Genomic DNA, 10,707 nt, shown 5'->3' on the forward strand with positions numbered 1-10,707 from the left:
GATGAGGGTACTGGTTGCAGCGCCCGGACTTGCTTCCAAACCATTGCGGCGCATTGTCTCGAGCCCGAGCAGCGCCCCGGTTTTCTGGGGTTTCCGTCGCTAAAACTCCAGCAAAGCCGGCAAAAAACGAAGCCCGGAACCTAGGTTCCCGGCTTCCTGTTGGCGTTAGAGAAATCTGAGTCGCGTTGCGATGTTCAGAAGAACAGCTTGTAAAGAAGCTTCATGATCATAAAAAAATCCCCATCCACGGTTAGTGAGTATGAAGATATCATTGTCAAACGCGGTTAACAACAGTTAAATGTCGCCATAACGGCTGGAGAAGCTGGCGAGGTACTCCTCGCGATAGGCTGCAAACGCTTGCGGTCGGCCGAGATAAAACCCCTGCGCGCAATCGCAGCCCAGCTCGCCGAGCTTGGCGAAAGTTGCCGCATCCTCGATTCCTTCGGCGACCACCGATTGTCCCAGCGCATGGGCCAGCGCGATGGTGCTGGTAATGATCGCGCGGTCGCGGTCGCTGGTGAGCAAGCGCGAGACAAACCGCCGATCAAGTTTGAGTTCATCGCTCGGCAGGTCGGCCAGATAGGTCAGCGACGCCTCGCCCGTGCCAAAATCGTCGATCGACAGCCGAAAGCCCAGCGCGCGCAGCTGGGAAAGATTGTCGCAGGCCGCGGGACGATTGCTCACGCTCGATGTCTCGGTAATCTCGATTGTCAGCAAGGCGGGGTCAATCCCCCGGCGGCGCACGATCTCGGCAAAATTCGCCACCAGATAAGGCTTGTCGACCATCTGGGCCGAGAGGTTGATGCTCATCTGGAAGCGCGGCCCGATGGCATTCAGTTCGAGCGCAGCAGTGATCGCCTGATCGAGGACCCAATAGGTCAGGGTGTCGATGCGCCCTGCCCGTTCGGCCTGCAGGATAAAGGCATCGGGCGCAATGGACCCGCGGGTCGGGTGATTCCAGCGGATCAGCGCTTCTGCGCCAATCACCCGGCCCTGCGCGAAATCCCATTGCGATTGAAACGCCAGCCAGATGTCGCCATTCTGCAGGCCTTCTTCGATCCGCGCATGGAGCGAAAGCTCCCAAGGTGCCTCGGCCAGACGCCGTGCTTCGAACAATTCGATGGCCCGGCCATTGCTCAGCGCCTCGTTTGCGCTGGCCACGGCAGAGTTCACGCGGGTCAGCCGGTCGATGCCTTCGTTGCGATCGAGCCCGAAGTGAATGTTGGTATCGAAGGTGTGCGGCCCAACCTGCAACGGCGAAGCAAACAGCGCCCGCAAACCCTCAAGGTGGTGGAGCTGATGTTCGAGCGGACGCGCCTCCTCGGTCCAGGCGAAGTGCCCGCCATCGCCCTGGTAGATCTCGCTCGCCTTCGAACCCAGCGAGAGCCGGCGCGCGATCTGGAGCGCACATTCGCCGCGCAACTCGCGTGGCAAAGTCGCCACCATCTCCTCGTAACGCGCGATCACGACGACGACCACATCGCGGCCAACCTCGAACCCGGACGCCGAGAGCGCGATGAGATTGGGCAGGCCCGAGGCATTGGTATGCTGGATCCGCCGGGTGCGCTTTTCCCAAAGCCGGATGGCTCCAAAAACAGTTAGCATCGCGATCGAGACATCAGGGCCGACGAGCACCCCCACCATGCGCATCGCGATCGGCACGCTAAGCAAAAGCAGCCAGATCATGCCATAAGTCGCAACTTTGACCTTTGAAGACCGCGCGCGAGAGAGGAGCACTAGCGCCGCCAGCAACACCGCCAGCAGCGGCACGAAGGTGATATCGATCACATAATGCGCTTTGAGCGCAGCCGCCCCGGCGATGTCCTGCATCACTAGGGGGGTCACGCCGTGCCCGAAGTATCCGCCGGTTTTGGCCTGCCGGAGCGAAGTGACCACCACGCTGCGCCCGCCGAGAAGACCAGGCGCGACCGTGCCTGCCAACAACTGGCGGCCAGACACTTGCTGAACGGTGTCGGGGTCCATGGAAAAGTCGGGATAGTAGATCGATTGCCAGCTCGACTTCACGCCGGCGAGCTCTGAACTGAGCGTCGGATAGCGATGGCCGTCGAATATCAGGGAGTATGGTGCTGATTCTACATAATAATAGGCGTTGGTCGACCACGCAGAAAGGACAATGGCGCTATCGCCGCGGACGGATCGGGGCGGGATCTTGAAGGCTTCAGGGCGAAAATCATCGAGCTTTTCGGCGCGGGCGACCAAGGCGAGATCGGGCCCAAACGAGGCCATCGCGCGCGCCAGATCGCTATCTGCCGCCGCATTCAGCCCGGTGTTGACATCGTGATCAAAGTAAACCTTGCGCGGCATGTACCGTCTGACGCGGTCAAGCACCTTGGCCGCCTCGGCGCTGCCAAAATTGCCGATATCATCCACATTGACCAGCACGATGGCCTTCGGCGCAGGCTCGCGCCAAACCTTATAGACCATGTTCCAGTAGGGATGACCGATAATCTCGTTGCTACCGAACAGCCACAGGGCGAGGCTGAGCAGCAACGATATTCCGATCGGGGATCGAACGAATTTGCGCATGTACCGTCAGGTTCCTGATGACCATTCCGGACTAGCCGGTAATGGTTACCATAGCCTTACTTTAGTCACGTTTCGGTAACCACGCAAAGCACTGGTTCACATCAGATTTCGCAGCGATCGGTCGAGCATCAACAGCTGCCACAGCAGGCGGCTGTGATCGGATGAACCTGCGATATGCGCCTCCGCCAGCGCGGCGATCCGGGCCGGTTCGAACCAGCCTGTGCGCCCCAGAGCGCCGCCCCGCGCTATGCCGCGCGCCTCGCCTGCCAGCGGCCCGCGCAGCCACGCGGCAATCGGCGTGACGAAGCCCATCTTGGGGCGAAACAGGATATCTTCGGGCAGATAGCGCCGCATCGCATCCTTCATCAGCCACTTGCCGGTCATCCCACGCACGCGCAGCCGTTCGGGCAGGCGCGCGGCAAATTCGATCAAACGGTGATCGAGCAGCGGTTCGCGCGCTTCGAGGCTGACCGCCATGCTGGTGCGATCCACTTTGGTCAGGATATCGCCGGGCAGATAGAACTTCAGATCCGCATATTGCGCCCGGTCGAGCCCGCTGCGGCCCGGCGCGCCGCGCATCAGCGCGACAAACGGTTGCTCAGCGCGGTATTCGCCGCGAAGCCGCTTGAAATCAGGCGTATAGAGCGCATCGCGCGAATCCGGACCGGTCACGCTGAGCGCGCGCGCGTAGCCTTCTTCGCCCCCACTGGCGAGGCTGAGCAGCGTGGTCTTGGCGCGCAGGCGACGCGGAGCCCAATCGAGCTTGGGATAGAGCGCGCCCAGCGCGCCGAACACCGGCCCGCGCAAGGCTTGTGGCAGGAAAGCCTGCGCTTGTTCTTCGCGGTGCTGAAAGGCGTGGCGGCGATATCCGGCAAAAGCCTCGTCCGCGCCGTCGCCCGAAAGCGCGACCGTCACGTTTTCCCGCGCCAGTTCGCAGACTCGCAAGGTGGGCAGCGCCGAGGCATCGGCAAATGGCTCGTCAAACATCGCGGCGAGCCGGTCAACCAGTTCGAAATCCTGCGCGCCGACATTGCGCATCCGGTGCTCAGTGCCGAATTGCTTGGCGATACGATCAGCATAAGCGCTTTCGTCGAGCGCACTCACATCGAAACCGATGGTGCAGGTCTTGACCGGCGCCGCGCTGGCCTCGGCCATCAGCGCGACCACGCTCGAGCTATCGACCCCGCCCGAAAGGAACGCGCCCAGCGGCACGTCCGCGACCATGCGCGAAGTTACCCCCTCGCGCAGATGATGCAGCAGATGCGCGCCAAGATCGGCATCGCTGCCCGCTTCGCGCGCTTCGAACGAGACATCCCACCACTGAACGGGCGGCGACGGCGGCGCGTCATGGCGCAGCAGGCGATAGGTGCCTGCCGGCAGCTTTTCCGCGCCTTGCAGGATAGAGCGCGTATCGGGCACATAGCCCCACGCCAGATAATCCTCGACCGCGAGCGGATCGATCTCCCGCCGCAGCGAAGGATGCGCCATCAGCTGCTTGAGTTCGGACCCGAAAATCACGCTGCCATCGGCCAGCGAGGCCATGTGCAGTGGTTTCACGCCAAGCCGGTCGCGCGCCAGCAGCAAGGTGCGCTGGCGCAGGTCGTAGAGTGCGAAAGCGAACATTCCGTTGAGGCGCGGCAAACACGCGACGCCCCAGCGCTGGTAGGCGGCGAGGATCACCTCGCTGTCGCCATCGGTGTGAAACTGCGCGCCCTCTGCTTGAAGTTCGCGGCGCAACTCTCTGAAATTATAGATTTCACCATTGAACACCAGCATCGCCATGCCATCGGTCGAGGCCATCGGTTGCGGCGATCCAGCGAGATCGATGATCGCCAGTCGGCGATGCCCCAACCCGATTCCCGGCGCGGTCCACACGCCTTGTCCATCAGGACCGCGATGCGCCGCCACCTCGCACATCCGCGCCACGCGCGCCGGATCGACCGGCTTGAGCCCCTGTGTATGAAAAATACCCGCAATCCCGCACATGCCGCGCGCTTACCGGATCGCTGCCAGACGGTCCATCCATGGCGCAATCGGCCCGGTGGCGGCGGTGAACGCGCGGATCGCGGCTTCGGGCGGCGGACCGCTGCCTGCCTCGGCGGAAATGATCAAGGTGGCTGTGGGCCTCGCGCGCAACAGCAGCCGATCGAGGATATTTGCGAGCTTCAGCCGGGCATTGCTGCCAGTCAGCGTGTCGCCGGTGCGCAGCCAGGTTGCGGCGAGCCGGTGAACCGGGCCGGGGGCCTGGATCATGTCGCTCTTGGCATCGGTAAACGCGGGGCCGGGCGATTCCCATGCCCAGCGCGTGTCCAGCGGCAACGCGCCCTGCCGAACCCACCCGCCTCCTGCCCGTCGCGCTGCGCGGCATAGAGCGCGAAGGAGATATCGACAACATGGCCCGCAGCGTCGGCATAGCGCGCCTTCAGCCGCCGATCCGCGCCCCCGTGCAGCGGTGCCCAAGCATAGCGGGCAGGCTCGCTCGCCAGATGCCAGCCAGCCACTTGTGGCAAGACCAATTCGGCTGGAAGCGGCGCTTCGAGCCGGCTTGCCGCCTGCCCCCAGCCCAGCGCGCCCAGCGCCAGCGCCCCGCTGATGACAAGCGCAGCGGCAGGGCGAACACTCAGCCGTTCGAGCCGGGCGAGCAGCGGCGATTCCGCAATCGCAGCCGCATCGGCCATCGAGGCATCGACCGGGCGGTCGAAAAACCGCCAACCTGCCGCCATAACCAGCGCCATGACCAGCCCAAAGAACACCCAGCCATAGAATACATGGTCAAAGCTTGATGCAAACTCGATCCCGCGCTGACCGGCAATGAAGATCGTGCCCCATGCCCTGAGGCCATTGGCCAGCACCGGCACCGCGACCGACAATGCCATGAACCCGGCGCGGCGCGGCCAGCTTTTGAAGCAGACGTTGCTCACCAGCGCGCCATAAGCCAGCATCGCAATGAGGAATTTGACCCCCGAGCAGGCTTCCGCCACTTCGAAATAGCCAAACCGGGTGGTGATGAACACACCGTCGATCTGCGCCGGAATTTGTGTGAGTGCGAGCAGCAGCATCGTCAGCTTGGCAGTGATCGTCTGCAGAAACGGAATAATCTCGTCACCCGCTGGCACCAGAAACAGCATATAGCACAGCGGAAAGAGCATCGCCGCCGCGACCCTTGGCCCCAGCAGCGCCAGCGCGGAGCCTTGCAGCATCACCACGGCGGCGAGCTGACGCGCAATCGACAGGCCGGCAAAATCGCCCAGCACCCAAACGAAGCACGCGCCGCCCATGATCACCAGACCCGGCCACCAGCCGCGCGGCCGATCCGCGCGGCAACGTCAAGCCGCTGGGCCACAAGCCAGGCCAGAATCAGCGGAATGAGCAGAACGTGGTTGTAGGTCGAACTATCCCACCACTGCGCCGCCATATCGCGCCAATCGCCCAGAAAGAGCAGAATCAGCGCAGCCCATGCCGCGCCCAACTGAGCCAGCGGCGTGCGCCAGCGTTCTGGAAGGCGGTGAAGCAGGCGCAAACCGGCGAACGGCGGCTGGAGCACGTCAGGCTGCATCGGCATGGCCCAGCAGGATTTCGGGCAAGGCGGCGAGCATCTGGGCCCAGCTGCAATGATCGGTCACGAAGCGCCGGGCCGCCGCGCCCAGGGCCGCCGCGCGCGCCGGATTGCCCAGCAGATCGAGCGCGCTGGCGGCGAGCGCGGACGCGCCATCGGCAATCGCAAAATGTTCCCCATCGCGCGCGGCAATGCCTGCGGCGGCGGACGAGGTCAGCAGCACCGGGCGCGCCATCGCCATCGCTTCAAGCACTTTGTTCTGTACCCCGCGCGCGATCTTGAGCGGCGCGACGACGAGATCGGCCCCCGCCAGCCAGGGCCTCACATCGGGCACCGCGCCGGTCACTTGCGCGCCGTTGATGCCCGATAACGCCAGCACCGACGCGGTGGGCGCGCGCCCCACGATGTGAAAGGAGGCGTCGGCCCGCGCGGCGCGGATCAGCGGCATCACCGCCAACGTGAAATACTCTACCGCTGCGACATTGGGCGGATAGTCCATTTGCCCGGTGAAAACGATCTTCGCGCCCTGCCCCGCCAATTCCGGCGCGGGGGCGACGAGCGCGGGATCAAACAGCGCGGCATCGATGCCATTGCCCAGCGCGCGCACGTCTGCGGCCCCAGGCGCTGCGAGCCGTGCTTCAAACAGCGCCTGCTCCTCGCGCGTGATGAACAGGCTGCAATCGGCGCGGCGCGCGGTGCGCTCCTCGAAACGGCGCATCAGCCGGCCTTCGCGGGCATAAAGCGAGCGGCGCGGCAGCATCCCGGTTTGCGCGTAGGCTTCGAACTTGGCCGAATCGACATCGACAAAGTCCATCACGACGCGGCCTTCAAAGCTGGCGGGCACGAACTGCGCCATTTGCCCCGAAAACACGAAGATCGTCGTGATCGGGCGGGTCGCCAGCACTTGCGCAGTATAGCGCCGCAGCCGCGCCGAATCGAACGCGGTCAGGCTGACCGAGAGCCCGCTGGCGAGCGCCTGCAGCGCACAGAGCGGCAGCGGGGTGGACCGGCGGACGAGGCAATGGCTGACTGCAAGCTTTGCCAGCGCCTGTTCCTGCGCCATATCCGCCGCATCATCACCAAGGCAGCCAACATGGACCGGCCACCGCGCCGCAATGGCATGGAGCAGGTGGTTGGACCTGATCTTGTCACCCCGATCCGCAGGAAACGGGATACGATGCGCCAGAAACAAGACTTCGCTCATGCGAGGCTTGACGAGATCAGCGGGCCTAGGCGGTTCGCAGCCCACAGCGGCAGCTTCTGCCAGACGGCGATCCTCGCGCGGTAGCGCGGGCTTAGCGGATTGACATCGCGCGGCGCAGCGCCGTGCGCGGTCCATTGCGCATAAGCCAGCGGCAGCGGCTCGAACCCCCAGTTGCGCTTGAAATGATACGCGCCCGTATCGGTCTTGGAGCGGCCGAAATCGAACCGGTCGCAGCCCCGCTGGCGGGCGTGGCACATCAGCGCGTAATACACCACATCGTTGGCGCGAAGTGTGCGCGCGGCCTGCACTCCGCCGCCCCAATAAGGCATCACCGCGCCGCGATGATAGAGGCTCAAGACGCTGGCGACCGCTGTGCCTTGATGCACGACGGTCAGGATATCGGCGTCCGCGCCAAACCGGTCCATCACCGCCTCGAACAGCGCGCGCGGAAACACCGGGGTGCCAAGATTGCGCACCGATTCGGCATAGACCGCGTAATGCGCGGCGCGCGCAGCGGCATCGCTGCCAATTTCCACTTCCATGGCGTTGGCCAGCCCCTTGCGCACTTCGGCGCGCTGCTTGCGCGGGATGGCAGTCAATTGCGCGGCGTCATCGGCGGCGAGCCGCAACACGAACCCGGCGTGGCTATCGCGCTTGATATGCCAGCCCTCGGCCGCCGGCATCGGCCCGCCGCGCACTTCGATGGAGGAACACGACAGCCGCCCGGCAAGCTCGGTCGCGGCTGTAAACAGCGCAGTCGCATGCGCCGCATCGCCCAGCATGCCGCCGCCCACTGCAAACCCGCACGATACGAGGGCACGGCCAAACAACGGCGAATGCGCGGCATGAAGCGGCAGCAGGGCGGCAATCACACCATCAGCTTCGGCCAGCAGCAGATGCGAACCATGACCCGTGGCAGCCGTGATCGCCTCCATCCACGCAGCGCGATGAAACGGCGTCGCTTCTGGATCATCGGCGACAAACCGCGCGATGGCCGCGCGGTCCTCGGGATGGGCAAGCCGCACGTGGGCGCGCACCGGGCGAAACGGCGCGTTCATGCAGCGCGCCGCTGTTCGCCGAGCACGGCCGCTTCGGTCGCGGCAATCTCGTCCATCCGGCCCCAGCGAAAATCGCCCGGCAACCGTTCGAGCTTGGCGGCCATGACCGAGAGATTGGTATAGTGGCGCAGCCGCGAACGCAGCGGCGCATGCGCCATGCGCGGCTGATCGGGATCGATTTCCCAGGGGTGAAAGTAAAAGGCCGCTGGCCGCCCCTCGCGCAGGTTCACCTGCCGGATCGCCCAGCGCGAAACGCCATAAGGCAGCATCCTGAAAAATCCGCCGCCGCCCGCCGCCATCCGCCGCCCGCCCACTTCGGCGGTGGTCACCGGAATTTCCAGCAACGCTGCGCCGGCTACGGGGCGAAAGGCGAAGCGCGGTGCCTCGCGCCAGCCATAGTGATCATGCACGATCGGTGCGACGCTGGAGGAGTAGGCATAGCCTTGCTCGGCCAGCACACGGTGCGCCCATGGCGTGCGCGCATCGATTGAAAAGCTGGGCGCGCGGTAGCCGCTGATCCGTGCGCCGGTGGTATCTTCCAGCACAGCGCGGGCGCGGGCGATATCGGCAGCGAAGGCTGCCTCGCCGAGATTGAACACGCGCTGGTGGTCCCAGCCGTGGCTGGCGATCTCGTGCCCCGCATCGGCTATCCGGCGCATCATCGCGCCGCGGCGCTGCGCGACCCAGCCCAGCGTGAAAAACGTGGCCTTGACGCCGGCGCGGCCAAACATCTCGAGGATGGCCTCGCAATTGCGCTCCACCCGGGAATCGAGGGTCGGCCAATCGTCGCGGCTGATCACGTGCTCGAACGCGCCAACCTGAAACCATTCCTCAACGTCGACCGACAAGCCATTGATGATTGATGTCCCGGCGTTCAGCATGGGGCTCAAGTCCTGTTCAGGCCGCACGTCGGGGGTTTTCGTTTTCGATCCACTCGATCAGCATTGTCAGGATGTGGCGTACGGCCTTGTCCTGCTCGGTGCTGCGCGCTTCAAGCGCATCGAGCCGGCGCACGATATCGCTGAGGTCCGCTGTCGGCGCGCCCGGCATGTCGGCCAATTCGATCACCGCCCGCTGCAATTCGGCAATCTGCTCGTCGCGCACGGCCAGTGCGGCGGCAAACCCGGCCAATGCCGCGCCCGGGTCAGAAAACGGCGCGGCGGCGTGCGCGCCGATTGCCGGATCTTTGCGCGCGGCCTGTGCTTCGCGCGCGGGCACGCTCCCGGAAGAAGCGGCACCCCCTGCAGCGCCAGCCGCCTGAATAGTCTGCGCCAAGGCCGCCGGGCCAGCGTTGCCGCCCGGCATCACCGCGGTATCCCGGCCGAGATCGGCAAGCACTTCGCTCAGCATCGCGGCATCGATCGTGGTGCGCTGTTCCACCGCGCCCATCAGCAGAACCCGCGTGACGATCTGGTTGATCCGGCGCGGCAAACCGCCGCTAGCCTTGGCCAAAGCCGCGTAAACATTGGCCGCGAACGCGGGATTGCCGCGCCAGCCAACGCGGGTCAGGCGGTGTTCGACATAGGGGCCGACTTCGCCCGGCTCCATCGCATCGAGATGGTGCGAGGCGATCACCCGCTGGCGCAATTGCTCAAGCGCGGGCGAGCCTTGCAGCAATTCGCGAAACTCGGGCTGGCCCAGCAGCAGGATCTGGAGCAGCGGGTGTGCGCCAAGCTGGAAGTTCGAGAGCATGCGCAGCTCTTCCAGCGCATCGACGCTCAGGTTCTGCGCTTCATCGACCACCAGCAGGCAGCGCCGCCCGGCACGCGCTTCGTCTTGCAGAAAATTCTCGATCAGCGCGAGCGCGGTGGCCTTGTCGTGTCCTTGCACATCAATGCCAAACGCGCGCGCTGCCAGATGCACCAGCTCTTCGCCATCGAGGCGGCTGGTCACGATCTGCGCGGCGGTCAGCCGCTGGCGGTCGATCGTGGCCATGAGATGCGCGGCCAGCGTCGATTTGCCCGCGCCGATCGCGCCGGTAATCACGATGAAGCCCTCGCCCTGCGCCAGGCCATAGCCGAGATAGGACAGCGCCTTGCGATGCGTGCCGCTCTCGAAATAAAAGTCCGGATCGGGCGTGAGCTGAAAAGGCCGCCCGGTCAGCTTATAAAAATCGTCGTACATGGCAGGCCCTCAGAAGTTGTAGCGCAGGCCGACAAGGCCCGTTGCGACCAGCTCGTCGTCAACCGCCTTGCGGTTTACAGAATCGAGCCCGACCGCGAGATTGCCGATCAGGCGCGGTGTGAACTGGCGCGAGAGGCCCGCATTGATGCCAACGCTGTTGACATCAAGCAACTCACTGTCGCCAGACTTGAACCAGCTATCGTAGATGCCGACGCTGA

9 protein-coding genes and 1 pseudogene are annotated in these 10,707 nt (G+C 64.7%); all 10 read right to left on the reverse strand.

The window, feature by feature from the left end:
- Positions 1-294: 294 nt before the first annotated feature.
- On the reverse strand, positions 295-2,547 hold the full coding sequence (locus tag Q0O40_RS13575) for an EAL domain-containing protein (protein WP_295530870.1): 2,253 nt from the start codon (positions 2,545-2,547) through the stop codon (positions 295-297).
- 96 nt (positions 2,548-2,643) lie between these two features.
- The gene (locus Q0O40_RS13580; protein ID WP_295530873.1) at positions 2,644-4,533 is read right to left on the reverse strand and encodes an XrtA/PEP-CTERM system amidotransferase; all 1,890 of its coding nucleotides are present in this window, start codon (positions 4,531-4,533) and stop codon (positions 2,644-2,646) included.
- Positions 4,534-4,542: 9 nt separating this feature from the next.
- The gene (locus Q0O40_RS13585) at positions 4,543-4,800 is read right to left on the reverse strand and encodes an exosortase C-terminal domain/associated protein EpsI (protein WP_295530876.1); all 258 of its coding nucleotides are present in this window, start codon (positions 4,798-4,800) and stop codon (positions 4,543-4,545) included.
- A complete protein-coding gene (gene xrtA / locus Q0O40_RS13590; protein WP_295530894.1) occupies positions 4,797-5,825 on the reverse strand; it encodes an exosortase A in 1,029 nt (342 codons plus the stop codon). Before xrtA ends, Q0O40_RS13585 begins: the two co-directional genes overlap by 4 nt.
- A 2-nt stretch (positions 5,826-5,827) precedes the next feature.
- Positions 5,828-6,109, reverse strand: coding sequence for an archaeosortase/exosortase family protein (locus Q0O40_RS13595; protein ID WP_295530879.1), 282 nt, complete (start codon positions 6,107-6,109; stop codon positions 5,828-5,830).
- Positions 6,093-7,307: a TIGR03087 family PEP-CTERM/XrtA system glycosyltransferase gene (locus Q0O40_RS13600; RefSeq protein WP_295530882.1), complete on the reverse strand. Its 1,215-nt coding sequence runs from the start codon at positions 7,305-7,307 to the stop codon at positions 6,093-6,095. The genes Q0O40_RS13595 and Q0O40_RS13600 overlap by 17 nt, the downstream gene beginning before the upstream one ends.
- The gene (locus Q0O40_RS13605) at positions 7,304-8,365 is read right to left on the reverse strand and encodes a FemAB family XrtA/PEP-CTERM system-associated protein (protein WP_295530885.1); all 1,062 of its coding nucleotides are present in this window, start codon (positions 8,363-8,365) and stop codon (positions 7,304-7,306) included. The genes Q0O40_RS13600 and Q0O40_RS13605 overlap by 4 nt, the downstream gene beginning before the upstream one ends.
- The gene (locus Q0O40_RS13610; RefSeq protein WP_295530888.1) at positions 8,362-9,246 is read right to left on the reverse strand and encodes an XrtA system polysaccharide deacetylase; all 885 of its coding nucleotides are present in this window, start codon (positions 9,244-9,246) and stop codon (positions 8,362-8,364) included. The genes Q0O40_RS13605 and Q0O40_RS13610 overlap by 4 nt, the downstream gene beginning before the upstream one ends.
- Positions 9,247-9,262: 16 nt before the next feature.
- Positions 9,263-10,489, reverse strand: a complete 1,227-nt coding sequence (locus Q0O40_RS13615; protein ID WP_295530891.1) for an XrtA/PEP-CTERM system-associated ATPase — start codon at positions 10,487-10,489, stop codon at positions 9,263-9,265.
- A gap of 9 nt (positions 10,490-10,498) precedes the next feature.
- Positions 10,499-10,707 (reverse strand): annotated as a pseudogene (locus Q0O40_RS13620) (preprotein translocase subunit YajC); the annotation flags it as partial.

The sequence above is a fragment of the Novosphingobium sp. Chol11 genome, from assembly GCF_945870625.1.
Classification (GTDB): domain Bacteria; phylum Pseudomonadota; class Alphaproteobacteria; order Sphingomonadales; family Sphingomonadaceae; genus Novosphingobium.

What these genes read in the sequence shown, in the direction of transcription:
- Q0O40_RS13575 (WP_295530870.1), bottom strand. Translation starts at nt 2,547, where the DNA reads ATGCGCAAATTCGTTCGATCCCCGATCGGAATATCGTTGCTGCTCAGC.
- Q0O40_RS13605 (WP_295530885.1), bottom strand. Translation starts at nt 8,365, where the DNA reads ATGAACGCGCCGTTTCGCCCGGTGCGCGCCCACGTGCGGCTTGCCCAT.
- Q0O40_RS13585 (WP_295530876.1), bottom strand. Translation starts at nt 4,800, where the DNA reads ATGATCCAGGCCCCCGGCCCGGTTCACCGGCTCGCCGCAACCTGGCTG.
- Q0O40_RS13600 (WP_295530882.1), bottom strand. Translation starts at nt 7,307, where the DNA reads ATGAGCGAAGTCTTGTTTCTGGCGCATCGTATCCCGTTTCCTGCGGAT.
- Q0O40_RS13580 (WP_295530873.1), bottom strand. Translation starts at nt 4,533, where the DNA reads ATGTGCGGGATTGCGGGTATTTTTCATACACAGGGGCTCAAGCCGGTC.
- Q0O40_RS13610 (WP_295530888.1), bottom strand. Translation starts at nt 9,246, where the DNA reads ATGCTGAACGCCGGGACATCAATCATCAATGGCTTGTCGGTCGACGTT.
- Q0O40_RS13595 (WP_295530879.1), bottom strand. Translation starts at nt 6,109, where the DNA reads ATGCCGATGCAGCCTGACGTGCTCCAGCCGCCGTTCGCCGGTTTGCGC.
- Q0O40_RS13615 (WP_295530891.1), bottom strand. Translation starts at nt 10,489, where the DNA reads ATGTACGACGATTTTTATAAGCTGACCGGGCGGCCTTTTCAGCTCACG.
- xrtA (WP_295530894.1), bottom strand. Translation starts at nt 5,825, where the DNA reads ATGGGCGGCGCGTGCTTCGTTTGGGTGCTGGGCGATTTTGCCGGCCTG.